The sequence below is a fragment of the Bacillus sp. FJAT-27251 genome, assembly GCF_001273925.1.
GTDB lineage: Bacteria > Bacillota > Bacilli > Bacillales > Cytobacillaceae > Mesobacillus_B.
On sequence record NZ_LIGG01000001.1, the window covers coordinates 3006084 to 3031342 of the forward strand.

Below are 25259 nucleotides of genomic sequence, written 5' to 3' on the forward strand. Positions count from 1 at the left end.
CTGCCTCAAAATAAGGCAGGAGAACCGTCCCTCGTTTGCATTTTTTTCGGTGACAAATTGTATTCTTTTTTAAAGAGCCTGTAAAAACTGGAATAGTCGGCAAAACCGCATTTGAGCGCGATACTCTCGATGGACAGCTCGTTTTGCTTGATCATCGTCACCGCATTGGATAAACGTTTCAAGGTGACATAACGGTAAAAAGGAAGATACATCTGCTTTTTAAAGTAGTGGGAAAAATAGTATTTATTTAAATGAAATTCGTTGGAGACATTGTCCAGGCTTAAGTCTGGGTTGGTTAAATGCGTTTCAATGTACTCGAGGATCGCAGCTAATCTTTGATCAGGCTCTTCTGTATAACTATACTCCGAAAGCCTGCTGGCAGGATTGAAAATGACCTGGAGCACTTGAAACAGCAAATAATGAATCGTAAACGTAATGTGTTCTTCGCCCTTCTTGATTTTATCGGTAATTTCCTGGAGCAAAGAAAGGATGTTCTGAAAGCTTTTACTGTCCAAATGGTTCACATAGGATGCTTGCGTTTTTTGCGAAAGGATATTTTCGTGCAGCGAGGGTGAGCTGGCAGAAAAGTCTGCCAGCAATTGCGGACTGAACGTTAAAATGATCCGCTCATAATTATGGAGATCCTTCACACTTGCTTTATGCACCCCATAGGCAGGGACAATCACCACATCCCCTTTTTTAAGAGAATAGGTTTTCCCTTCACAAAAAAACTCGCATTCCCCATCTATAAAGACGAGAATCTCCATCACATCGTGACTGTGCAGACTGAATAATGAATCGAACTGCGAAAACAACCGCTGAGCCGATTCGTTATGTTTTTCCAGCAGGACATACGTTTCGTTGTGCTTGCTAAAGTCATAAATCTCAAACTGATTCATGACAGGCATAAATATCGATTGCTCGCTCATAGATCCTCCTTTCAGACAGCAAGATTTGCAATATATTCAGCAAAAAGTATCAAGTTTTTTTAGATTAATGCTGTTATTATAACAAATAATAGGAAGAATCATCACTAGATTTCCACTCTAAGGTTTTTTAGGAGGATTATTTGTGGCTGAAAACCAAAAACAACCAGAATTGCAGGTTCGCGTAAAAAACATCATTGAAGTCGATGGACTGAAATTTAAGGATTTAAACAACGATGGCAAGCTTGACCCTTATGAAGACTGGCGGTTAAGCCCGAAAGAACGTGCCGAAAACCTGGTCTCATTAATGAATCTGGACGAAAAGGTTGGCCTGATGCTGATTAATACGCGTCCGATGGGGCTTTCGCAAAAAGATAAAGAAAAGACAAGCCATAACGGCATACTGGATGAAGCTATTGTTGAAAAAGGCGAAACGATTTTTGCCTTGGAAAAAGTCTATGGTACGACTCATACGATTGAAAACATGAAATTGCGCCACTTTATTTTAAGAGACAACTGGAGTCCGGCGGAAATGGCTGAGTGGGTCAATACGATGAACGAAGTGGCAGAGGCAACCCGCCTTGGAATTCCTGTTCTAATCGCCTCCAATTCCAGGAACGAAAATACGGAATTCATCTTTGGAATGAATGATGCTGCGGGAATTTTCTCCACATGGCCAGGAACGCTTGGACTTGCGGCTGCGGCTAAAGGAGATATCCAAAATGGCGGAGATGCTTCGCTCATCAGCCAATTTGCGGAAATCGCCCATAATGAATGGGAAGCGACCGGCATCCGAAAGGGTTATATGTACATGGCCGACGTCGTTACCGACCCTAGATGGCAGCGTACATACGGCACGTTCGGGGAAGATCCGGAATTTGTATCCGATGTGATCGGCCGGATCATAGATGGGTTCCAGGGAAAAGAGTTTGGCAAACACAGCATTGCGATGACCACCAAGCACTTCCCGGGCGGCGGAGCGCGTGAAAATGGCTTTGACCCTCACTATGCAGAAGGTAAGTGGAATTTATATCCAACACCTGGGAGCCTGGAAAAGTATCATTTGCCTCCGTTCAGGGCAGCAGTTGAACACGGTACATCGTCCATGATGCCGTACTACTCGATTCCAAGCATCAAAAAGAGTGTGGTACAGGAATTCGAAGGAGAAGACATTCCGTTCGAAGAGGTTGGCTTCACGTTTAACCATTACTTCATTAATACCATCTTAAGAGAAAAACTCGGATTCAAAGGCTATATCAACAGCGACAGCGGCATTACCAGCAAAATGGCGTGGGGCGTCGAGCACTTGAGCGAAGCGGAACGTTTTGCGAAAGCGGTCAATGCTGGCACAGACCTGGTTGCCGATACGAATGATATTAAAAATCTGAAAATCGCCATCGAAAATGGCTGGATCAGTGAAAAGCGCATCAATGAAGCCAATGTTCGCCTGCTGACGGAAATGTTTGAATTAGGATTATTTGATGACCGTACGTATGTATCACCAGAACATGCGACTGAAGTTGTCAATACGCCGGCACATTGGGAAGCGGCGTACGAAGCCCATAAAAAATCGGTCACCGTCCTGAAGAACTCTAAGGAAACATTGCCTTTGACAGCTGAAAAGCTTGAGGGCAAGAAGGTTTATATCGAAGTGTTCCATAAGGAAACAGAGCGTGCCGAATCTTACACAAAAGATGCAAGAAAAGCCTGCGAGGAGCTTGGCCAGTTTACCCTGACCGAAAACCATGAGGAAGCAGATGTGGCGATTTTATTCCTTCATCCTAAATCGGGTGCTTACTTCAATGCAACACCTGGGCTGCTGGAGCTTGAAATCTGCGAGAATAAAACAAACACGGCTTTGGATGGAACGACTTATGACGAAACAACATTGACTGGAATCGCTCATCTCAAGGAAGTGGCAGACAGCGTCCATGCTAACGGCGGCAAGGKGATTATGAGTGTGAATGTCATCCTGCCGTGGATTCTTGGTAATGTCGAGCCATTAGCGGATGTGCTCATCGCTGGCTATGACACTTACTACAAAGCACAGTTGGAAGTGATTGCCGGCAACTTCAAGCCAGTCGGTGTGCTGCCATTGACCCTGCCTGCAAGCAAAGAGGTCATTGCCGTTAATGAAAATGGCGAATGTGTTTCACCTAATGACGTACCAGGCTATGACAAAGACAAATACATGCCGGAAGGCCTTCAGTATGCCTACAAGGACAGCGACGGAAATGTTTATAAACTTGGGCATGGATTGAGATTTTAAGGAAAGAAGGGAAGAAGCATGGGGGATGGAGCCCTGTGCTTCTTTGCTTTATCAGGGCTTGGCAGTGAGTAGCATTCATTTATTGATGGTACTGTATAAAATGTGTAAAAAATTATAGGAGAATAGCTGTTAGAGGAGTCTATTTTATGAACCAGGAATTTCTTTATGTCATCATCATCATCGCGCTTGGTTATGTATTAAAACGATTAGGTGTCTTGCAGGAAAAAGACGGGGAGGCCATTTCAAAAATCATTTTTAAAGTAACCCTTCCAGCCTTGGTTATTGTTACGTTCCATTCTGTAAAAATAGAAACATCTTTAATCCTGATCCCAGTAATGGTCTTGCTGTTTGGACTGCTTACAGCAGTTCTGGGCATCCTGTTTTTCAGAAATGATGACCGGGAACTAAAAGGCTCTTTCCTGATGCTTTCCGGATTCAATGTTGGATTATTCGCTTTTCCCCTGGTGGAGGCCCTTTGGGGAATACAGGGGTTAACTTATTTCAGCATGTTTGATGTCGGAACCTCTTTTATTGTCTTTGGCGTAGCCTATATTTTGGGAAGTTATTTCTCGGAAGAAGGCTTGCGTCTTAAACCGGTTGAAATTCTAAAAAGACTGGGCAAGTCGGTTCCGTTAATGACCTATTTGATTGCCAGCGTTTTGAATTTTGCCCAAATCCAGCTGCCTGACCCGGTCATTCAGGTGGCCGGGATCATCTCTGCTGCAAACATGCCATTATCGTTACTATTATTAGGTCTGTTTTTGAATTTTAAAGTGGAGAAACAGTTAATAAGGCCCATGTTGAAATTCCTGACATTCCGTTACGGTCTGGGGCTGCTGGTTGGCCTGCCTTTATTCTTTTTCCTTCCCTACGATGAGAAGTTCCGGGCCACCATGCTGATTGGGCTGTTGCTGCCTTGTGCTGCATCCGCCCTTACTTTTGCCGTCGAATTTAAATATAGGACAACCAGTTTAATTGCAATGATTTCCAACATAACCATTATTGTAAGCATGGTGATTTTGTATATCTTCGCCAACTTTGTTATATAGAGCAGAGGGACGGTGCTCCCGCCTCATTGAGGCAGGAGAACCGTCCCTCTATTTATCTCTGCTTTTCTATGACTAACGACCCATTATTGAAAGCGTATCCATAATTTGATTGAAAAGTTAGAAAAATAATTCTACTATTAATTTAATGTTTATTTGTTTTATAAACAAATAAATAAATCAAGGGAAGGGAGGACTAAGGCTGAACATTTTGTAAGTGAATGAAATAAAAATGGAGGGGAGTAAGATGAAACTGAGTCAAGGAATCACAAAATTGGTTCTTTCGGCAACACTGGTTCTAGGGCTTTTTGGCGGCAGCATTCCAGTATTGGCTGCTGAGAATGTCAAAGGAGGTGCTGCTCAAAACGCCAATGCACACAGAGATTTAGGGAAAATTAAAGAAGCCATAAAGACGATTCCGTCTATAAAGGAAATCCCATATGGAGAGGGCATGACCTTCCACTCCGAGCCAACACCTATCAGTCACCCATTCAGCTCCATGTACAGTTCAAGCGGGCGCGTAGACATTTGGAATGACTATGGCTATGAGGAAAAGGAGTTTTTCCTTTCCGGCCAAGCAAATGTGTACAGTATCGATGAAAAAGATACTCCTTTTATTAAATCTACCGGTCATGATTATACAACAAGATTGCTGGTAAGATTCCCGGAAGACCCCGCCAAGTTTTCGGGCCGTGTCTATGTGGATATTTTAAATGCATCAAGCGGGGTTGATCTGGAAGATACGTGGGGACGAAGCTATGATTGGTATATGGAGGAAGGCCATGCCTATATCGGAATTACCTCGAAAACCAATACAATCAATGCTCTTAAGAAGTTCGACAGCGAGCGTTATGCAGATTTAAACTGGAAAGTGGACGGAAAAGATGAAAACGGGCTGTTCTGGGATATGCTTTCCCAACTGGGTACGATGCTTCGGAGCGATCAAGCAGGGAACCTTATTGGAGGCCTGAATGCCAAACATGTTTATTTAACAGGTCAAAGTCAATCCGGTATGTACTTGAATACATACATCACCTTATTTGGTGATACTCTGGAAAAGATCAATAAAGGCAAACCATTATTTGATGGCTATATGAATCTTGTGGGTCCGGGAACAACCTATGTCCATTCCGGAGGGCCGCAGCCGAGCGAGACTTATGCAGAAACAAGCGTACCATATATTGTGATCATGTCTGAATTTGAACACAAGTTTGCGAACCTTACGGCATTACCTGGAATCTCGGACCAAGCCGGGTATGAAAGAAGGCCCGATGCCTCTTCAGTAAAAAATAAATTCAGGTTTTATGAAGTGGCAGGAACGCCTCATACAGACCCTACACTTGATGTGATTCCGCACAGCTCGGAAATAGCGCTGGGCAACGGGGTTGGAAGACCACCAAAAGAATATGCCCCTGGCCATTATGAGAGTGATTTAAATCTTCAAATCTTCGTCAATGCCGCCCAGGAAAATATGCATAGATGGGTGACGGAAGGAATTCCGGCGCCATCTGCAGATGACAAATGGCTTGATTTTGACGTCCAAAGTGAGAATGGGAAAGACGTCTATACCATCAACACTGATGAACACCGTAATGCTTTGGGAGGTATCCGCGCACCTCAAATGGAGTATCCGATTGCAACCTACTACGCAAGCAGAAATGGCCTTCCTTTTGAAACAAACGGCAGCATGGTGTTTTTCACGGCAGACAAAATCGCCAAACTGTATCCCGATTATGAGAAGGACTACAGGCAGCCTTTCCTTGAGCAGGCCCAAAAGCTGTTAAAAGAACGCTACATTCTAAAAGAAGGCTATGACAAACTTGTGTCCTATGTAAATGAAAAGAAAGGCTTTGGCGGGCCGGATGCAGAAAAAATCTATACCATCGCGAATGCAAAGCCTACTGAAGTAACTGAAGTCCCTTTTGATCCTGAAGCGATTGGCTTCCACCAGGAAGAACCCGATGTTGAGGCGAATCCTCATTTGAGCCATCCTTATAACTCAATGCTTGATTCCGTAGGTGCTGTCGATATCTGGGAGGAGTATGATTATACAGAAAAAGAATTTTTCCTGTCGGGAAAAGCCAATATTTATGAGCTTGGAAACATCGAAGGAAATGATGTTCCAAACATCGCAAGCGGACCGCATGATTACACAAACCGGATCCTTGTACGCATGCCGAAAGACTTGAAGGACTTTTCCGGCGCTGTGTACATTGATATCCTAAATGCTTCCAATAACTCTGATATGGAAGATACATGGAGAAGAAGCTGGGAATACTTCATGGAAAACGGGCATGGATATATCGGGATTACCTCCAAAGATGTGAATGTGAAGGCTCTTAAGAAGTTTGATCCTGTGCGCTATGCAGATATTGATTGGGTTGGCGGCAAGCCTGGACAAGATGAAAACGGACTGTTCTGGGACATGCTGTCACAGCTTGGGGCTGCCTTGAAGGATGAAGAACAAAGCACCCAGATTCTTGGGACAGAACCGGATTTTGTTTTCCTTGGCGGACAAAGCCAGTCGGGCATGTACCTGAATACTTATACAAATGTATTTCAGCCATATTTGTATAACCGTGAAACAAAGCAATATAGGTTCGATGGTTATTATAATTGGGTCGGCGCCATCCCGACTTCGATTCAGCCTGGAGGCTCGGTCATGCCATCTTTGACAGACCGGAATACACCTAAATCCATTTATAAAGCAATGGGGGTGCCGACGATGGTCATCATGTCACAGGCCGAATTTGGATTTAAGGAGGGAAAGGGCCTATTCCCTTCCTATAAAACAAAGAAAGACCAAAACAGTGAGCATGACATCTTCAGGCTCTATGAAGTAGCGGCTGCGCCGCACTCCGATGCGGTCTCTCCTATTATTCAAAATAACGATGCGCTTGTGAAGGCGGGAGTGAGCCCAAGAAAATACCCTGAAAGTACGCTGCCAAACACCATAAAAAGTGATTTGCATATTGATATGTTTGTAAGCGGGGCCCTGCAAAATCTATACGATTTTGCGGTTGCCAGGAGACACGACCCAAAGGCGGACCCTAAAAACTACTTCCCTGAAGCAGACACTAGGTGGGTAGAGGCGGATTCGGCAACCGGCCAATTACCAAGGGATGAGCATGGGAATGTCATCGGCGGAGTCCGGCACCCTTTGGCAGACAATCCGCTTGCCACCTATATGGTTCAAAATGATTTTATGACCATGTTCAGCTTTGAAAAGATACAGGCTCTTTACGGGACAAGGGAGAACTGGGTTTCCAAGATGAACGCTTCAATTGACCAATTGCTGGTGGAGGACCTTATTCCGCAATCAGTGGCGAATTCGGATAAGGAAACGGTGAAAAAATATACCCAGGCTTGGGAATTGGAATAATGAAAGAGCAGGTGGAGAAAACCTTGAGTTTTCTCCACCTGTTTTTTTGATGGTTCTGATTATCTTGGAAGGAAGCTGCAGATAATAACCTGAAACCCGAATATACCAAAATAAATCATAACGGAGGTTCGATAATGGAAGCAGCAAGTTATAAAGGTACAAATAAAATGATTACCGGGATTGTATTCGGAGTGATTTCGTTTTGGCTTTTTGCTCAGTCAGTGGTCAATGTCGTACCCGCTGTTCAAGAAGATCTGGGGATTTCACTGGGTACATTAAACATTGCCATTGGTTTGAGTGCATTATTCTCGGGATTATTCATTGTGGCAGCTGGTGGGCTGGCAGACAAAATTGGCCGGAAGAAAATGACCTATATCGGGCTGATTCTAAGTGTGATCGGCTCCTTTTGCCTTGTGATCGCACAAGGATCTGTTTTACTGATTATCGGGCGTATCCTTCAGGGTCTATCGGCAGCCTGTATTATGCCGGCAACGATTGCGTTGATGAAAGCTTATTTTGAAGGGGCAGAACGGCAGCGTGCGCTAAGTTATTGGTCAATCGGATCATGGGGCGGATCAGGTGCAGCTTCCTTCGCAGGTGGTGCAATTGCCACGAGTATGGGATGGAGATGGATTTTCATTTTTTGCATCATCTTCTCCTTGCTGGGCATGTGGCTTCTTAGGGATACTCCAGAAAGCAAAGGGGAGTCATCTGGAGCCTTTAAGTTTGACTATACTGGACTACTTGTTTTTATCATTACAATGGTAGCATTGAATATCGTCATCACTTATGGCTCGGATTTCGGCTGGACAAGCCTGATTACCATTGCGCTTACCATTGTGACGATTATTGGCGCGATTGTTTTCTACAGAATTGAAAAAGGTAAAGAAGTTGTTCTAATTGACTTTTCATTATTTAAAAATAAACCGTATTCCGGAGCAACGATTTCCAATTTCCTGTTAAATGCGATTGCTGGCACACTAGTGGTGGCAAATACTTATGTTCAATTAGGAAGAGGCTTTAGTCCCTTTCAATCAGGGATGCTTTCACTTGGGTATTTAGTTGCTGTGCTGGCGATGATCCGTGTAGGGGAGAAAATTTTACAAAAAGCTGGCGCCAAATCCCCAATGATTTGGGGATCTCTCATCACAACAGTTGGTGTAGCGATTATGGGATTAACATTCTTGCCTGACTTCGCGTATACCGTAGTTGTCTTCATTGGTTTTGCCTTGTTCGGGCTTGGGCTTGGGGTTTATGCGACGCCATCAACGGATACATCAGTATCAAATGCACCTTCAAATAAAGTAGGAGAAGCTGCAGGAGTCTACAAAATGGCGAGTTCACTTGGCGGAGCATTCGGTGTTGCAATTTCCGCTACTGTGTTCACTTCCATTTCCGCAGCCGGAAACCTGGAACTTGCTGCCACTGCCGGGATTATCGTCAATGTCCTATTCGGTGTTCTCTCCATTCTTTCGATTATTTTCATGGTTCCAAGAGATGCAGGAAAAACACACGTCGAAGAAGGAGATGTACCAACCCCAGGCCAGCCGCAGCCCAGCCATTAATTGAGAGGAGAATTGAGTATGTTAGCAAATGAATTAATGAAAAGACTAGATGAAAAAAAAGATCGCATCATTGAAATTCGCCGTTATCTGCATGAGCATCCGGAACTTTCCTTCCAGGAGGAGCAAACCGCCAAATATATTGCCGATTTTTACAAGGATGTCCCTGTAGATTCGGTGGAGACAAACTTTGGCGGTGAACGAGGAATTGTTGTGACCATAAAAGGGTCAAAACCTGGCAAAACGATTGCCATCCGTGCCGACTTTGACGCTCTGCCTATCCACGAAGAAACCGGTCTGCCTTTTGCCTCTAAAAATGAAGGAGTTATGCATGCTTGCGGCCATGATGGCCATACCGCTTATATGCTTGTCCTGGCCGAGACGCTGGCTGAGGTTAAAGATCAACTAAGCGGCACGGTGCGTGTCATCCATCAGCCAGCCGAAGAAACTCCACCAGGAGGAGCAATCGGCATGATCAAGGCAGGCGTTCTTGACGGGGTAGATGCAGTTCTCGGAATCCATGTCATCACCAACATGAAAACCGGCCATATCTATTACCGAAGCGGGAACACGCAGACAGGAAGATCTTATTTTAAATTGGTGGTTCAAGGGAAAGGCGGTCACGGCTCATCCCCCCATTTGGCAAATGATGCAATCGTGGCAGCCAGCTCCTTTGTCATGAATTTGCAGACCATCGTCAGCCGCCGGATCAACCCGTTTGATGCTGCTTCGATTACCATCGGCAATTTCGACGGAAAAGGATCGTTCAATGTTATAAAAGATGCTGTGACAGTCGAAGGGGATGTTCGCAGCATGTCTCCCGAAACTCGCGAAATCATTGAAACTGGCGTGCGGGATTTTGCGGAAGGCTTGGAAAGATCATATGGAATCAAATCGATTTTGGAATATGAAAATGATTATCCGGTTCTTTACAATGACCCCGACGTAACCGAACAAGTCCGGCAAGCACTTGAAAAAGCATCCATTCCGGAAGTGGAAGCGGTTTTGGAGACACCGCCGCTGCCGCCATCAGAAGACTTTGCGTACTATCTTGAAAAAGTTCCGGGCTGCTACTTCTATGTCGGTGCAGAACCTGAAACGGGCGAAGCCTACCCGCATCATCATCCAAAATTCAATATCAATGAAAAAAGCCTGATTATAAGCGCCAAAGCAATGGCTGTTGTCGTGGATTCATTTTGTGGAGGCAGCGAAAGCTAAAGAGGATTGTCATCCGCGAATGAAAGCATCTTCATTTGGCTAACTCGATTTAATACACAGGACATCGCCGCATTTGCGACACAAAAATGAATGGATCTGTATTATCCAATTTAATGGAGGCCGAAACGGTTCTTGTGCTTCAAAATGAAGCACAAGAACCGTCTGATTCTTCTTCTTGCACTATGTGCTAAATACACATCTTAGAGAATTTATCTCGTCCACAATATTTCTGAATCCTTTTCGTGTTAAGCTCGAACCAAGTGGTAAAGGGGATTTTGCTGCTTTAAAGGGAACGGAGAGCGAAAGCATGTTAGTTGCTTAAGCATCATTTCTTGAATGAAGAAGAAAGGTACCAGGTAGAAGAATATGGTTTGGCAGGCAACAGCGGGCTTGCCAGGAACCAGCATTTACAGCATGGATGATAAGGAGCAAAGGGCCTTCCAGAAGCGGATGAATAAAAGAGGATAGCAGCGATGCTATCCTCTTTTCATTTAGTCTGTTTGCACCTGATTCCCCCTAAATCTTCGAAAGGTTCAAACATCCACTAATCAAGCTTGTTTCCCCCGGCAGGAATAGGTGCATTTTTAAGCTGCCAATGATTAAAATATCGGAAGCTTTAATTTTTGCCTGAACAAAACCTTATCTCTCATGAAGGTAGGTGTGTTATTCAAATCATGAAAAGCCGGGACCAAATTTCTCCTTTTTCATAATATGTATTGTTCCTTGTAAAGACCGGATTTTAGAAAGCGCTGTTTTCCAGATGGATAGTGTAGTAGAACCACCGGTACAGATTTCCATGAAAGGACAGGGAAAAAATGAAAATAAACAAAAGTAAGTGGAAGAAACATCTCCTTCTAAAAGAGAACTCAAGGGTTGTTAACCATTTGCCTGAAACAGAAGTTTTCACAAAGGTCAATTTCTCAAAATTTCTTGATAAATATAAAGAAATTATCGTGAAACCTTCAAGAGGGAGTAGAGGGAAGAATATTTACAAAGTAACCTGCCTAGGTGATTTACAGTATGAAATTCACCATAAAGATCATAAAACGATTTTCACAGGCAAGTCCGATGCGTATACTTATCTGAAGCAAAAGATGAACCGGCGATACCTGTTGCAGCAGTATGTTGATCTTGCGAGGGTAGAAGGATGCCCGACCGATAACCGTGTCGTCACACAAAAGGACAGTTTGGGCGTTTGGGCTGTCACGGGAAAGGTCACTAAAGTGGCGGGCGAAGGCTTTATTGTTACAAACAACCGTTATAGCGGCGGCAGAGTCATGACGGTATCAGCTGCTCTGAAAAAAACACACCTGGCAGACAAAATAAATGAAATCAAGAAAACTATTGACAAGGTAGTATTAGAGGCAAGTAAAACTCTCTCAGAATATTATGGTGTGGAACAAAAGATCTTTGGTTTTGATATTGGCATCGACCACAATGGCCATGTATGGATTATAGAAGCCAATTTACACCCTATGCTAGACCATTTCGACAAGCTCAAAAACAAAAAAATGCTGCGAAGGATACAAAGCTTTCACAACGAAGCATAGCACCGGTTGTCTATATAAAAGAAGTAACCTAAAAATATAACCTGTTTATTATAAAAAGGGAGATCTGTATGGCTAAAAAAGATACAGGCAATAGGGATAATTTATTAGAAGAATTTTTAAAAATAGCAAATAGTGCATTAAAAAACTACCCCAATTCAGAGCAACTGACTATTGAATTATTAAACTACTCGGAAAATGCAACTTACCTTGCAGAAAATAAGTCAAATGGAGAAAAGTACATTCTCCGAGTTTGCCGACCAGGCTACCATAACTTGTCTGAAATAGAAACAGAATTGTACTTTATTAATTCCGTAAATGAGAATACTTCTGTAGATGTTTCGGTACCTGTCGCGGGAAAAACCGGAGAGTATATTTATGGAGTGAACCACAATCAGCAGGTAATTTATTGTATCTTATTTGAATTTTTGCAAGGGAAACAGCCGGATGTGGATAACAAGGAAAAGCTGATAAAAGTGTTTGAAAAAACGGGTGAAGTAACAGCACGGTTGCATGAGCATTCCATTAATAATTGGGAAACGTTCAATCAGAAAAAACGCCCTGTTTGGAATTATGAGACTGTGCTTGGTGATCGGCCGAAATGGGGAAGATGGCAGGATGGATTAGGAATTACACCTGAACGATTAGAGTTATTTGGAAAGGTAGTAAATAGGATTAAATATAGATTGAAAAAGTTTGGCGATGGTCCGGATCGATTTGGTCTTATCCATTGTGATTTGCGGCATGCCAATCTCTTAATAGATGGCGATGACGTTAAAGTCATCGATTTTGATGATAGTGGATTTAGCTGGTATCTCTATGATTTAGCAGCCGCTTTGACCTTCGTTGAACATAGGCCCTATGTACCTGATCTAGTACATGCATGGATAAAAGGATATCGCAAAATTCGCCGTCTCTCCAAAGAGGAAGAACAAGAAGTTCCGACTTTTATCATGATGAGAAGACTTCAAATGCTGGCCTGGATTGGAAGCAGGGATAACCAAACAGCAGATGAACTGGGCAGTGAGTACACCGAACAGACGGATTTATTAGCGCTAAAGTATTTGGAGTACTGCGAAAATAATAATCTTTCCGGACAAGAGTGGTAAAGTACATGTCCCACAAACAAAATTTAGAATTAAAAAAGACGCTAAAGCCTTTTCATCTTTGGATCATTGGAGTAGGAATAGTCATTTCAGGGAACTATTTTGGATGGAATTTCGGTTTGGCAGAATCAGGGTACGTAGGTATGCTTATTGCCATTGCGACCATGGCTATCATGTATACATTCATGTGCTTTGGAATTTCCGAACTGGCAACTGCACTCCCACATGCAGGGGGACCTTATTCATTCGCTAGGAGGGCGATGGGCCCTTATGCAGGATTTATTACAGGGATTGGAGTCATTTTGGAATATTTAATTGCAGCACCAGTTGTAGCTATTGGGATTGGTGGCTATATTAATTTTATGTTCCCTTCCATTCCTTCAATTGCATCCGCTGTGGTCATTTATGCCCTGTTTATGATCGTTCACATCATAGGGGTTAAGGAATATGCAAGAGTTGAAACCGTCCTTGTAACGGTGGCTCTTGGACTTTTAGTCATTTTGTATTTTGTCGGATTACCCCAAATCAATCCGGAGCGATTGTTTTCATCAGAAACTAGTAATTCACTGATTCCTGGTGGTTTCCAGGGAATCTGGGCAGCATTGCCATATGCGATGTGGCTCTTCTTGGCCATTGAAATGCTCCCGATGTTATCAGAGGAAACGGAAAACCCGGAGAAAGATATGCCAAAGGGAATCTTAACCGGGGTGTTTACTCTGCTCCTATTATCCTTTATTACAACAACCGTTGCCATTGGCTTGAGTGGCATTGATGAATTAAGTGTGATGGAATATCCATTGCCTGGTGCAGTCGCTGCTACTTTTGGCGATACGTATTGGTTGGCACAAGTTTTAGCCACAATAGGACTTGTTGGATTAATTTCTAGTTTTTCTGGAGTTATCCTCGCCTATTCAAGGCCAATATTCGCTCTATCGAGAGCAGGGTACCTCCCAGGTTTTTTCTCAAAGCTGCATAAAACGAGGAGAACCCCCTATATTGCGATAATTCTCCCTGGTTTTATCGGATTGGTTCTTGTTATGCTCTTTAACCCAGATGATTTAATTCTTATTTCTACTTTTGGAGCACTGGTTTCCTATATCGCAATGAATTTATCGGTCATAATACTGAGAAAGAAAGAGCCTGATTTGCCTCGTACATTTAAAACCCCATGGTATCCAATGATGCCGGCTGTCTCTATCGTACTAGCTGCGATTGCCCTGTTTGCCAGCTTCTTTGCCAATCTGACATTCTTTTGGATTAGTATTGGAGTTTTTGCTGCAGCCACCATTTACTACTTTGCTTGGGGCAAGAAAAACATAAATCCGGAAGCACCAGAAGAAAAATTTGCGGCCCATCAATCCAAGGATGATACTCCATCAATTTAACTCACATTATAAAGGAATCAAATGAACATCAATGATAAGCATCCAAAGACAGAGGTAAGAATTTATTAAGAAGGGAATCGGTTTAAAACTGGTTCCTTTTTACTTGCTTTTTCCGATGAATCATGGAATCGAATGTCATTTTAGGTTGCGCGGGTACATGCACCCTCAAAAAAGGAATGGAATAAGGTAATTAGGAACTCCTTTTAGGAAAATTGGAGGATGAAAAATGAATACGATTATTTTTATCGGAAGCAATAAGTCCGGAACAAGCAGGGAAGCTATTAAAGCAGCAGAAAAAATGGGTTTTTTTACGGTTTTATTTACAGACAGGGAAAAATTTATCGAACAAAGAGAAGAATTTCCCGATGTGCACCAAATGATTTACCTTGAAGATCTACAAAACAGGGAATCCCTTAAAGGGCATCTGGACCTATTGAAAAAACAGGGGAAAACAATAAAAGCCTGCTTAAGTTTGGTGGATCCCTTCGTCTATACGGCAACACTCTTGTCAATCGAAATGGGCTTTAAGCACGCCTCCCCCGCAGCGATATTCAAAATGGAGGAGAAAACAAGGGTTAGGAAATCACTGCAAAACCTGGATATCAATCCGGTTTTTACGGTGATTCCACCACATGACTCTTTTGAACTCATTACGGAAAAATTAGCAGATTCCCTCCCGCTTATTGTTAAATCCCCCCAATCAAATGGCTCAAAGGATGTCATTTTAGCTGAATCAAAGCGAGAGCTTGAACAAGGAATCAAATTATTAAGGCAACAGTTTCCTGAACAAGCTATTTTAATTGAAGAATATTTAAATGGGCCCCAATATTTAATCGAAGTTCTTGTATGGGAAGGAAAGGTTAATATAGTGGGTATTATTGAACAGTTTATCTCCAAAAAGGACCGGTTTATTGTAACAGGCTATCACTATCCGGCTTCACTCAGTGCAACCCAGCACGAGAAGCTGAGGGTTGTCATCGAAGAAGTGCTTTCGGCACTGGATTTGACTATTGGTTCCTGCCATCTGGAACTGAGATGGGTGAACGGAGAGTGGAAGCTCATCGAAATCAATCCAAGGGTATCAGGCGGTGCCATGAATCAAATCGTGCAAGAAGGCACCGGTATAAATCTGGTGCAGGAGATTATCAGAATACACCTGGGAGAGGAACCTGATTTGAACCAGAGTAAATTCAGGCATGTATATGCCCAATTCCTTACTGTAGGATCACGGGGGACGCTGTTGAGGGTCACCGGGAAGAATCGGGCCTTATCTCTTGAGGGTGTTAAAGAAGTCTATGTAAAGCCTCGGAAAGGTGCCATTTTAACACCTCCCTATTCATTAGGAGACCGATATGCTTATGTGATTGCTTCCGCAGAGAGTTTTCATGAAGCCAAGAAAATTGCCGAACAAGCAGCAAAGGAAATAAAATTTTTAATGGAACCCCTTTAAAGGGAGGGAACCCAGATGACATTAATCGGTATGCTTCACTACAGGAAAAAGCCGGACAAAGATAAAAAAGCATATGCGTACGCAGCAGCTGCAAAAATGGAGGGAATTCCTTTTTTATACTTTTCTTATCGGGGAGTTGACCTTGAATCCCGTAAAATTGAAGGTTGGATCTATGAGGAAGGAAAATGGGAGCAGCGGACAATGGACTTTCCTCAAGTGATTATTAATATCAGCAACCCGAGGAGAAATTGGCAAAAGAAAATTTACAGGCAATTAAAAAAAATGATCCCCTTCACCAGTCAACCTGTACCCAACAAAATGAAAGTATACCGGGCAGTTAAGGAAGCGGGCCATTTCGCAAACTATATGATTCCTGCTTTCCCTTTAAGGAAAACTGGCCAGCTATATGATCTTTTGGACCAGGGGCAAAGAATAGTCATCAAGCCTTTTTCAGGAAACAAAGGAAAAGGGATTTTATTTGTCGATAAAATGAACGAGAGTGTTTTTAATATTATTGACGGAAATGAACAGAAAGTACTTGATTCATCCCAGTTCCATACATTAATAGAAAAGCTGAAGAGAGAACGAAAATATCTGTTCCAGCCTTTTATTGAATGTAGAACCCGCAATGGCCTGACATATGACTTTCGGCTCCATGTTCAGAAGAATGGGCTGGGTGAATGGGAACTTAATCTTATTTATCCGAGGATAAGCGGAAGTAGCAAGCTGATCAGCAATATCAGCGGCGGTGGATATCGCGGAGAACTGGATTCATTCCTTAAGGAAGAATTCGGTGATGAATACTTCAATATTAAGAGACTGCTTGAACAATTCGCTTATACTTTTTCCTCTCATCTGGAGACGGTTTTCAACCGCAAATTTGATGAACTCGGCATTGATGTGGGGATTGATCCGCAGCATAAACTCTGGGTTTTTGAGGTGAATTGGAGGCCTGGCTCACAGCACAGGGAATTTGGGGTGGCCAAAAGGGCAGTAAAATATGCGAAGTACCTGGCGACCCGGCATTAGTCTAATTTTGGTACAAAAGCTCACCAACTCCCAATTTGCTCATAAAATAAAATAAACGGACAGTTTGGGGGGAGGTGCACCATGGATTGCAGAGAAAAACAATCCAATATGGGAAACTGTATTGGGGACGCTCTTTATGAATTAAAAAAACTGCAGGATTTTTTGGCTGAAACGACAACACCCTTTCTTGGAAAAATATTGGGGAAGCTTGTTGGCTCAGATACAATTCCCTTCATCCTTCTAACCAACAATGGAATGTTTGAATGGAACGGTGTGATTTATGACGAAAAAACGAAAAAGGAAGAATGCTTTACAACCAGTTTTTTTCGGGTTGATGACATTGATAAAGATTCTTCCTGCGCAAAACTGACCATACTCAGGCCGTACAACATACACAAAGAACATGCGAAGCTGCTTTGTGATGTGGTAAAGCTGGAGAAAACTCCAATATGTGTTGAAGTAGACATAAGCTGCTTTTGTGGAATCCAGTGCCTGGATACAGAACTATTAAAAAGAAAAATAATATGCGAGCCAAAATGGTAGAGAAAGCATCCAGTTCACTGGATGCTTTCGTTGTCTCCAGGTGTTCTCGGAAATGCAGCACACCTTCCGAAGGATAAACTGGGCATCAAAAGTAATGAAATCACACAGGCAGAAAAACTCTATTTACATAAGTTATTGATAAGGGTTTAAGGAGGGTATGAGTATGCGCTTTTGTTATATGGAGGGCATTGGGGAAAGTGATCTGATACTTCCACAAAATATGCAAAACCATTTTAATGAACCGATGGAAACTATGACTTTCGCTTTCGGAGGATTTAAAAAAGAGGTAAACATCCTTTTTTCCGCTGATATTGGAAGCGATAGCATGGGGATCCACCCACAATTTGCTAAGGTGTTTTCGATACCGCTCGAGTTGGATTTTAAGTGGAGGCTTGATCAGGGTACCTTTTATATCGGTCCTGTCATTGCTTTTATATACAATTACCATGCAAAAAAAATTTCTTCAAAAAGGCTGAGGAAGCTGAAGAAATACGCGGCTCAATACAAGGATGTAGATGGGTTGTTTTTCGTAGCCGCAGCAGATTCCATTGATTTTAGGAATAAAACAATCAGTGGGTATTATTTCCAACCCGGTGGTCCGGATAAAAAAGAAACCTGGATTTCAGGCCTTTTTCCTTTTCCAGAGGTGCTCTTCAGAAGAGGGACAGGAGAGGCACTTGATAAATTATCGGAAATGATGGACGGGAAGGCTTTTAATTATCCATTATTGGATAAATGGCAGATCTATGAAAAACTATCCGATTCACCTGAGGTCAGTTCTTATTTGCCGGAAGCCGTCCAGTTGAGGGAAAAAGGCAAAGCTTTTGACATGCTCGAGAAGTTTAAATGTATTTATATAAAACCGGCTGGCGGCATGAAGGCAGCAGGCATTTATACAGTTACGCTCGAAGGAGACAAATATGCAGTCAAAAATATAGACAACGAAACAAAACATTTGGACTATACGAATTTGATTTCTTTTCTGGAATCTCTCGATAAAAAGCCGCATATTGTGCAGCAGCCAATTATGAACCATGATCTTAACAGAAATATTGTGTTCAGGGTCATTCTCCAGAAAAACGAAAAAAAAGAATGGCAATGCTCTGGAACATATGCGCGAATAGGGGTTAAAGGCAGTATCGCTACAAACCGGGCCTTGACGGATTACTTCCTTCCTACTTCCACGGCTTTGCGGCAGGTTTATCATTTAAGTAAAAAAGCCGCGAAAGGGAAAAGGAAAGAGATCATCCGTACTTGCAAAGAAGTCTGCAGGCTGCTCGAAGAAAAGAACGTCCACTTTGGAGATGTGGCCTTCGACGTCATGGTGGATTCCAATTTACGCGTATGGGTTATCGAGCTAAATAACCGGGCACATAATCATAGCAGCCCTTTAAAGACTATTAACGACAGGAAAATGTATCAGCATATTGTGACCACTCCGTTGGTGTACGCTGGTGCATTGGCAGGTTATTAAAACAGGCGGTATATAAAGAAACTATAAGATAGAAGGTGCCATAATGATCTCCTTTGAAAAGTTAGCGAGTAAATGGCAAAAAACAAAGGTATTGAAAAAGAATTTTGAAATAAAAGACTATCTACCAGAAACAAAGTGGCTGAATAAAAAGAACCTTAAGAGTATGCTTCAAAAGCATCAGGCAGTATTTGTCAAACCATCCCGCGGTACCGGGGGAGTCGGTGTTATAAAAGTCGAAACCGGTGAGGACAGAGATGAACGGATATATACCTACCATCATATAAAAAAAACAAAGACATTCAAGACGATTGGCAAATTATATTTTTCCTTGAAAAAAAAGATTGATAAAATCCAAACAAAAAGCAAGCGGGGCCAGGGCAGGTATATGATCCAACAGGGAGTCCCGCTGTTAAAATATGAAAATCGATCATTTGATATAAGAGTCATTGTCCAGTTAAACAAGAAAACAAAGAAGTGGGAATCAGCTGGTATGCTAGCAAGAGTGGCGCATCCTGCGAAAATCGTAACGAACTATTCGAGCAGCGGAACCCCGATGAAATATGAACAGGTCATGGCCAGCTTCCTTTCCAAAGAAGAAATTCCGGTATACAAAGAACAGCTTGAAAACCTGGTGGTTAAAATGGCCAATGAATTATCCGCCCAATGCAATCAACTGCAAATACTTGGTTTTGACATTGGATACGATGAAAACATCAAGCCATGGCTGATTGAGGTGAATCTGGAGCCTAGGTTTAAAAGTTTTAAAATAACCGATATGGAAACATATGAAAAAATAGAATCCAACTTTACAGGATATCGTGGAGAGGAACCTGTGAAGGCCAAACCGATAAAAAAAAGGAGCAAATGGAAACTAAAGAATGTTTTGGAGAAACAAAGTGAGTTTCGCCAGCATGTTCCGGAAACCCAATGGTTTAACCACGAAAACCTGTCTGATATGCTGGACAGACACCAAATGGTTTATGTCAAGCCGGACAATTGGAGTATGGGCAGGGGTGTATTCAGGGTGGAGCGTGTGAAGAATGAAGATGGTTCCGATCGCTACATGTTTCAAAGAGAGACGAAAGTCTATTCCTTTGATTCCTTTGCTGAGTTATTTGCATCATTAGACAAACAGATAAAAGATATGATGAAAAAGCGGAAAACAAAAAACAAAAAATGTCTGATTCAAAAGGGAATCCATTTATTAAAATATGAAGGACGCATCTTTGATTTCCGGGTCTTGGTACAGCGGACCCCCGATCACAAGTTTGAAGTCACTGGCATGGCTGGACGTGTTGCCCAATCTCAAAGGGTTGTTACCAATATCGCTAATCACGGGCAGGGATACCAGGTAGAACCCCTATTAGCCCAGTATATGAGTGATGAACAAGTTCAGGCATTTAAAATCAAACTGAAGGAACTCGGAGAGAAAATTGCTCCTATATATAATTTGGATGCCATTGGAATTGATATTGGTGTAGACCGGGACTTCTTTCCCTGGATCATAGAAGTAAACATATGGCCTAACTTGTATGGATTTGACGAGCTAGAAGACAAAACCATGTTCAACAGAATAATGGAGATTCGAAACTACTGGAAAAACAGATGAATAAACGAAAGCCTATTCTTTCTAAATGGTTTGGAAAGATAGGCTTTTTTCTATAACCACATCAAGTAATTCTTGGCCGAAAGTTGTCGCAGAGAAAGAAAAGCAGATAGAGAGGAACAGAAACTAAAACTAATTACACTATGTGCTAACTACACAGGTAAATCAAAATCTCCTCGCCTATTGAATACCATAAAACCGTCATTACAGCCCACGTCCCAAGTCTATAAAAACTCAAATCAGGGTCTTTCTGCACACAAAATACCAACCCATACCAGCGGCCAATAACAGCGTGACTCTTTTCCCATTTTACTGAAAATTTTAAACAAGTGGAGTATTTTGCGAATGAGGTGGGTATTACAGTGAACGTATTTGTCATTTTTACTTTGGACTTAAGAAAGTGATAGGGAAGGGAGAACGAAGAGCATGTTAATCGTCAAGCGCTACTTCTTGAATGAAACAGAAAGGTACCGTTTAGAGGAGTCTGTTTTGGATGGGAACAGCAGGCTTAACCCGAACCAGGTGTACAAGATGGATGATAAGGAATTGATGTCCGTCTATGAAGCCGCTGAAAGCAAAGTCGTTGGGTAGAATCAGGCAGGGTGTATGCTGAAAAAGCGTTTAAAGAGGATAGTCCGCTGCTATCCTCTTTAAATAACCCACACTGTTGCTAAGGTTTTTCACTTAAACGCTATTCCATTTTTGCGACTGTCTCGTCCCTTATTCAAGTGTATTCCCCTCGGCGGGAAGTGGCTCATTTCTCAGCATGCTTGCCAAATGATAAGTATTGTAAGCAAGGCGTTTAATCGCTGCGGTCGTGAACTCATTCTCGCGCCCGGAATCCAAATAAGATGGACCTGGCCCTGCTTCACCCACCCAATAGGCGTCTACGTTTGGCGGGATGACAAATCCGATATGGGAAAGGCCGTAGAGGATAGAGGCTGCTGAATGTTTAGCACCGTCTTCATTCCCGGTCACAACCGTTCCGCCGACCTTGTTATAAAAAATCGCCTGTCCTTTTTCATTGGTTGTACTGCTGCTGGCATAAAGACGCTCGATCGCCTGCGTGGCCAGGGAGCTTTTTTCACCTAGCCAAATAGGCGTGCCAATTATAAGGATATCGGATGCTTTGACTTTTTCCAAAATACGCGGCCATTCATCCCCATTTCCCATGTCTTCTGCCATTCCAAGAGCAATGTTGAAATCAGCTAACCGGATGATTTCGGATTCGACTCCCAGCTGATTAAAATGGAATTGAACATCATGCATGAACCCCTCCGTATTGGATGTTTCATCTGATTTTTTCAATGAGCAGTTTAAAAACAATGCTTTTAGTGGCTGCATTTTCGGACTCTCCTTTTACATGTTCTCATTTGTCGAATACCCTTAAGAAACCACTTCAAACAAACATTCATTAAAAACCTTGTCCACCGAACATCCTCCATCTTCCAGATTGGACTACGGGTTGTACATTCCGGAAAATGGCCCTCGAGCCACAAAAAAAAGCCCCCTTACAGGAGGCCGGCTTGCTTGGCTAATAACGTTTCCTCATCCGGATAAAGTTCGATCCAAGTTCATTTAAGGCGATCGCGATTAAAATGATCGATATGCCCACCCACTGAAGCGGGGTGACGATCTCAGACAAAATCAGGCTGGCTGAGAGGATGGCGATCGGCAATTCAACTGATGTCAGGATATTGGCCACTCCCCCGGGAATCAAAGGGGCGCCTACCGCGTAAAACAATGGCGGAAGGACGGCACCAAATAGCGAAACTCCAAGAGCTGTCGTTAACAGATTGGCCTCCAGAGGGATTACCGTCGGGATGTCACGCATGAACAGTGCAAGAATTAAAATGGCTGAACCTGTCACCATTAATGAACTCCGCGTCAACGGATCCACGTTTACAGCGACCTTTCCACTGAAAAAAATAAAACCTGCATACGTGAATGCAGATAAAATGCCCAATATCAAACCTTTTACAGGCAATCCCTGTATGTCTCCATGGATGATATTCGAAGCGAAAAAGACCCCGATTAAAATCAGGACGATGGAAAGAAATGTTTGCGGTGCAGGTTTGACTCTGCTGAAAGCCCATTCTAAGAGGCTGCCGATCCAAACGAACTGGAACATTAAAATGATCGCCAGTGATGCCGGCAAATATTGCATCGAGCCATAATAAAAAACGCTGGTTAAGCCGATTAAACAGCCGTTCATCATGATTGGAAGAACATTCTTCCTGTTCACTCCTTTGAAACTCGCGCGTTTAATCAAGGTAAGAGACCATAATAAAAATGCTGAAATCAGCATTTGGACGATATTGATCTGGCCAAGCGAGTAACCGTAGCTAAACCCCAATTTGGCAAATATCGGCGTAAAGCCAAAGCATCCAGCACCCAGCAATACAAACAAAATACCTTTATTGAATTTCATTGATCTACCTCCGTGTTGCTTGAAACTTACTATACTATCATATCATATAACAGAAAAAAGGAGGGATGGGTTTGGACCTTTTTGTTTATGAAAAAGCGAATGTTGATTTACCTTTGATGTGAAAAATAAATGGAGAAATTCCGTTTATTTTGGGAAATACCCATATTTCCCTAAAAATAAGGGAAGTTTTTCCGTTTATTTGATCAAAATCCTTGAATTTTATCTTATTTAGAGAACTTAATCGGAATATGTCCGCTTATATCTGCTTCTTAAGCCTCTCCAATGTGCATTAGCCGGAATTTCTCCGTCTATGAAGTCTAAAACCTATCCCATATTCCCTTTTGACGTTATAAATCAGTTCTTGAGCTATTTTTCTCCCCCTTTACCATTCTAAAAAGGTGCCACTAAAAGTTATCGGGGCACCCTTCCATCCTTTTTTTAGACAGATTCAAAGCATTCTTTAAGACGAGAACTCTTCTCCGTTGTAAACGGTCACTCCATCAAGTGTTTTTGTGAAGTCTTGTTGTTTTGCGTTACATTTGCATATGATCAGCATTTTATTCCTTAATCGTAAAATAAGCTGTTGAAACAAGCATCAGCTCGACAACTTGCCTGGCCATATATTCAGGTGATGCAGGAAAATCTTCCTCGATCCACCGAATGATCAGCCCCGCGACTCCGTGAGCCCGGTAAATATAAAGCCATTCGAGGCTCACTTCTGTTTCTTCATTTAGGACATACTCATATTCCCTGATAAATAATTCCTCTATCGCTTTTGCCATTTTGTGCCGGAAGTCGACCCGGATATGATCACTTAACAATAAACGATAAAGCTTTTCATTTTCTTTTAAATAATGAAATAAGGTTATGTCATCAGCACGTATTTCAAGCAGACTGACTTTCTTCATTGTCTTGTAGGGGTTCCTGATTTGTTGGATCATTTCTGCAAGTACATCCTGGATGATTTCCTCTAGCAAATCTTCCTTGGAACTAAAATTAGCATAAAAGGTTCCGCGATTATAATCCGCCGCTCGCACAATTTCCGAAATGGTTATCGATTCAAAGGGTTTCTGAAAAAGCAGATTGATACAAACCTGCTTTAATGCTGTTTTTGAGCGCTGAATTCGTTTATCTGTATGCAGTAACATGCTCGTTCACCTCTTCTATAGTATGGGTGAAAAGAGAGATATCCGCAAATTTTTCTGTACAAATATACTATATCTGTATAGTAACGAGCAAGAGGTCACAACCTGTTGATTGTGGGAAGTATGTATTTTTACTATAGTAAAAGTGAAAATAGAGTTATAGCAGATTGAGGAGGAATTCATATGACATTTCCAGTGTTAGAAGGAAAAGTAGCCATCATTACAGGTGCGGCAATGGGCATGGGTGAGGCTACGGCAAGGCTATTTGCGGAAGCTAAAGCGAAAGTGGTCATTGCTGACTTTAACGAAGAAAAGGGACGTGCTGTAACAGAAGCTATTAATGCCAATGGAGGCGAGGCCGCCTTTGTTAAAGTGGATATTTCAAATTCAAATGATGTCCAAGCGATGGTGAAATTTGCCGTTGATACATATGGGAAATTAGACGTAGCGGTAAATAATGCTGCGTTGACTCCAGATGATAAGCCTGCAGCCGAATTCGATGAGGAATATTGGGACCGTTTGATTGCAGTGGATTTGAAAGGTACGGCGCTTTGCATGAAATACGAGTTGCAGCAAATGCAAAAACAGGGGCACGGCGGCTCGATTATCAACATTTCATCTGTAAGCGGCTTCCGTCCGCAGCCAAACAATATCGCTTATGTTGCTGCCAAACACGGTGTTGTTGGGATGACAAAAGTAGCTGCAATGGAAAATGGTCCGCAGAACATTCGTGTAAACTCTGTGGCCCCAGGTGCGATTGATACTCCAATGCTTCGTGGAGCACTGGACCAATTCGGCTTGACAGAAGAAGAATATGCTCCTCAGCTTAGCCTGCTGAACCGATTTGGACAAGCGGAAGAAATCGCGCAGGCAAGCCTTTGGTTAGCTTCAGACGCCTCTTCTTATGTAACAGGCACCACAATTCATGCAGATGCAGGGTATACTTCGCGTTAAAGGGACGCGTACTTCTTGTTTTTTAGATAAAATGTTATTATTAATAGGACAATTAAGGAATTTTTGCAGAAGCAAAGGGTGCATCCCTATGCTTCTTTTTTTTTGACTAAGCATATTAAGAAATTCTTAAGAAAAATCCTGCTGGATTGTTAAGTTTTTTCCGGTAGGATAAGAATGTAGAGTTTA

19 protein-coding genes are annotated in these 25259 nt (G+C 42.4%); 15 read left to right on the plus strand and 4 right to left on the minus strand.

Annotated elements, in window-relative coordinates; all coding sequences use genetic code 11:
- Window positions 1-5: 5 nt before the first annotated feature.
- Window positions 6-929, minus strand: a complete 924-nt coding sequence (locus ADU22_RS13975) for an AraC family transcriptional regulator (RefSeq protein ID WP_053362702.1) — start codon at window positions 927-929, stop codon at window positions 6-8.
- Window positions 930-1071: 142 nt separating this feature from the next.
- Here ADU22_RS13975 and ADU22_RS13980 point away from each other — a divergent pair, with 142 nt between their 5' ends.
- The 14 genes from ADU22_RS13980 to ADU22_RS24670 all read left to right on the plus strand — a co-directional run bounded on the left by ADU22_RS13980 (window position 1072) and on the right by ADU22_RS24670 (window position 21134).
- Entirely contained in the window at window positions 1072-3195 is a 2124-nt protein-coding gene (locus ADU22_RS13980; RefSeq protein ID WP_053362703.1) for a glycoside hydrolase family 3 protein, read from the plus strand.
- Window positions 3196-3341: 146 nt separating this feature from the next.
- Window positions 3342-4244, plus strand: coding sequence for an AEC family transporter (locus ADU22_RS13985; RefSeq protein WP_053362704.1), 903 nt, complete (start codon window positions 3342-3344; stop codon window positions 4242-4244).
- A gap of 244 nt (window positions 4245-4488) precedes the next feature.
- The gene (locus tag ADU22_RS13990; RefSeq protein ID WP_053362705.1) at window positions 4489-7623 is read left to right on the plus strand and encodes an alpha/beta hydrolase domain-containing protein; all 3135 of its coding nucleotides are present in this window, start codon (window positions 4489-4491) and stop codon (window positions 7621-7623) included.
- Window positions 7624-7757: 134 nt separating this feature from the next.
- Window positions 7758-9188: an MFS transporter gene (locus ADU22_RS13995; protein WP_053362706.1), complete on the plus strand. Its 1431-nt coding sequence runs from the start codon at window positions 7758-7760 to the stop codon at window positions 9186-9188.
- Between the two features lie 18 nt (window positions 9189-9206).
- Window positions 9207-10403, plus strand: a complete 1197-nt coding sequence (locus ADU22_RS14000) for a M20 family metallopeptidase (protein ID WP_053362707.1) — start codon at window positions 9207-9209, stop codon at window positions 10401-10403.
- 815 nt (window positions 10404-11218) lie between these two features.
- Window positions 11219-11953 (plus strand): YheC/YheD family protein, encoded by a 735-nt coding sequence (locus tag ADU22_RS14005; RefSeq protein ID WP_053362708.1) that lies wholly within the window; start codon window positions 11219-11221, stop codon window positions 11951-11953.
- Window positions 11954-12021: 68 nt separating this feature from the next.
- Window positions 12022-13059: a phosphotransferase enzyme family protein gene (locus tag ADU22_RS14010; protein WP_053362709.1), complete on the plus strand. Its 1038-nt coding sequence runs from the start codon at window positions 12022-12024 to the stop codon at window positions 13057-13059.
- A gap of 5 nt (window positions 13060-13064) precedes the next feature.
- Window positions 13065-14441 carry an ethanolamine permease gene (eat, locus tag ADU22_RS14015; protein WP_053362710.1) on the plus strand — a complete coding sequence of 459 codons (1377 nt, stop codon included), beginning with the start codon at window positions 13065-13067 and terminating at the stop codon, window positions 14439-14441.
- Between the two features lie 226 nt (window positions 14442-14667).
- On the plus strand, window positions 14668-15891 hold the full coding sequence (locus tag ADU22_RS14020) for an ATP-grasp domain-containing protein (protein ID WP_053362711.1): 1224 nt from the start codon (window positions 14668-14670) through the stop codon (window positions 15889-15891).
- A 15-nt stretch (window positions 15892-15906) separates the two neighbouring features.
- Window positions 15907-16920 carry a YheC/YheD family protein gene (locus tag ADU22_RS14025; RefSeq protein WP_053362712.1) on the plus strand — a complete coding sequence of 338 codons (1014 nt, stop codon included), beginning with the start codon at window positions 15907-15909 and terminating at the stop codon, window positions 16918-16920.
- Window positions 16921-17001: 81 nt separating this feature from the next.
- Window positions 17002-17463, plus strand: a complete 462-nt coding sequence (locus ADU22_RS14030) for a CotY/CotZ family spore coat protein (protein ID WP_053362713.1) — start codon at window positions 17002-17004, stop codon at window positions 17461-17463.
- A gap of 163 nt (window positions 17464-17626) precedes the next feature.
- Entirely contained in the window at window positions 17627-18937 is a 1311-nt protein-coding gene (locus tag ADU22_RS14035) for a YheC/YheD family endospore coat-associated protein (RefSeq protein WP_053362714.1), read from the plus strand.
- A 43-nt stretch (window positions 18938-18980) separates the two neighbouring features.
- Window positions 18981-20546: a YheC/YheD family protein gene (locus ADU22_RS14040; RefSeq protein WP_053362715.1), complete on the plus strand. Its 1566-nt coding sequence runs from the start codon at window positions 18981-18983 to the stop codon at window positions 20544-20546.
- A 423-nt stretch (window positions 20547-20969) separates the two neighbouring features.
- Window positions 20970-21134 carry a hypothetical protein gene (locus tag ADU22_RS24670; RefSeq protein WP_156324353.1) on the plus strand — a complete coding sequence of 55 codons (165 nt, stop codon included), beginning with the start codon at window positions 20970-20972 and terminating at the stop codon, window positions 21132-21134.
- Window positions 21135-21263: 129 nt separating this feature from the next.
- Here ADU22_RS24670 and ADU22_RS14045 read toward each other — a convergent pair whose 3' ends face one another.
- From ADU22_RS14045 to ADU22_RS14055, 3 genes are all read right to left on the minus strand, one after another.
- Window positions 21264-21887 carry a flavodoxin family protein gene (locus tag ADU22_RS14045; protein WP_053362716.1) on the minus strand — a complete coding sequence of 208 codons (624 nt, stop codon included), beginning with the start codon at window positions 21885-21887 and terminating at the stop codon, window positions 21264-21266.
- A gap of 190 nt (window positions 21888-22077) precedes the next feature.
- The gene (locus ADU22_RS14050) at window positions 22078-22974 is read right to left on the minus strand and encodes an EamA family transporter (protein WP_053362717.1); all 897 of its coding nucleotides are present in this window, start codon (window positions 22972-22974) and stop codon (window positions 22078-22080) included.
- Between the two features lie 557 nt (window positions 22975-23531).
- Window positions 23532-24122, minus strand: a complete 591-nt coding sequence (locus ADU22_RS14055) for a TetR/AcrR family transcriptional regulator (protein ID WP_053362718.1) — start codon at window positions 24120-24122, stop codon at window positions 23532-23534.
- A gap of 180 nt (window positions 24123-24302) precedes the next feature.
- Between ADU22_RS14055 and ADU22_RS14060 the strand changes: the two genes are divergently transcribed.
- Window positions 24303-25073: an SDR family NAD(P)-dependent oxidoreductase gene (locus ADU22_RS14060; protein WP_053362719.1), complete on the plus strand. Its 771-nt coding sequence runs from the start codon at window positions 24303-24305 to the stop codon at window positions 25071-25073.
- Window positions 25074-25259 lie beyond the last annotated feature (186 nt).

Excerpts from the sequence above, each read along its gene's own strand:
- ADU22_RS14030 (WP_053362713.1), top strand. The coding sequence starts at position 17,002 with ATGGATTGCAGAGAAAAACAATCCAATATGGGAAACTGTATTGGGGAC.
- ADU22_RS13975 (WP_053362702.1), bottom strand. The coding sequence starts at position 929 with ATGAGCGAGCAATCGATATTTATGCCTGTCATGAATCAGTTTGAGATT.
- ADU22_RS24670 (WP_156324353.1), top strand. The coding sequence starts at position 20,970 with ATGTTAATCGTCAAGCGCTACTTCTTGAATGAAACAGAAAGGTACCGT.
- ADU22_RS14060 (WP_053362719.1), top strand. The coding sequence starts at position 24,303 with ATGACATTTCCAGTGTTAGAAGGAAAAGTAGCCATCATTACAGGTGCG.
- ADU22_RS14025 (WP_053362712.1), top strand. The coding sequence starts at position 15,907 with ATGACATTAATCGGTATGCTTCACTACAGGAAAAAGCCGGACAAAGAT.
- ADU22_RS14045 (WP_053362716.1), bottom strand. The coding sequence starts at position 21,887 with ATGCAGCCACTAAAAGCATTGTTTTTAAACTGCTCATTGAAAAAATCA.
- ADU22_RS13995 (WP_053362706.1), top strand. The coding sequence starts at position 7,758 with ATGGAAGCAGCAAGTTATAAAGGTACAAATAAAATGATTACCGGGATT.
- ADU22_RS14040 (WP_053362715.1), top strand. The coding sequence starts at position 18,981 with ATGATCTCCTTTGAAAAGTTAGCGAGTAAATGGCAAAAAACAAAGGTA.
- ADU22_RS13985 (WP_053362704.1), top strand. The coding sequence starts at position 3,342 with ATGAACCAGGAATTTCTTTATGTCATCATCATCATCGCGCTTGGTTAT.
- ADU22_RS14050 (WP_053362717.1), bottom strand. The coding sequence starts at position 22,974 with ATGAAATTCAATAAAGGTATTTTGTTTGTATTGCTGGGTGCTGGATGC.
- ADU22_RS14000 (WP_053362707.1), top strand. The coding sequence starts at position 9,207 with ATGTTAGCAAATGAATTAATGAAAAGACTAGATGAAAAAAAAGATCGC.
- ADU22_RS13990 (WP_053362705.1), top strand. The coding sequence starts at position 4,489 with ATGAAACTGAGTCAAGGAATCACAAAATTGGTTCTTTCGGCAACACTG.
- ADU22_RS14005 (WP_053362708.1), top strand. The coding sequence starts at position 11,219 with ATGAAAATAAACAAAAGTAAGTGGAAGAAACATCTCCTTCTAAAAGAG.
- ADU22_RS14055 (WP_053362718.1), bottom strand. The coding sequence starts at position 24,122 with ATGTTACTGCATACAGATAAACGAATTCAGCGCTCAAAAACAGCATTA.
- eat (WP_053362710.1), top strand. The coding sequence starts at position 13,065 with ATGTCCCACAAACAAAATTTAGAATTAAAAAAGACGCTAAAGCCTTTT.
- ADU22_RS14035 (WP_053362714.1), top strand. The coding sequence starts at position 17,627 with ATGCGCTTTTGTTATATGGAGGGCATTGGGGAAAGTGATCTGATACTT.
- ADU22_RS14020 (WP_053362711.1), top strand. The coding sequence starts at position 14,668 with ATGAATACGATTATTTTTATCGGAAGCAATAAGTCCGGAACAAGCAGG.
- ADU22_RS14010 (WP_053362709.1), top strand. The coding sequence starts at position 12,022 with ATGGCTAAAAAAGATACAGGCAATAGGGATAATTTATTAGAAGAATTT.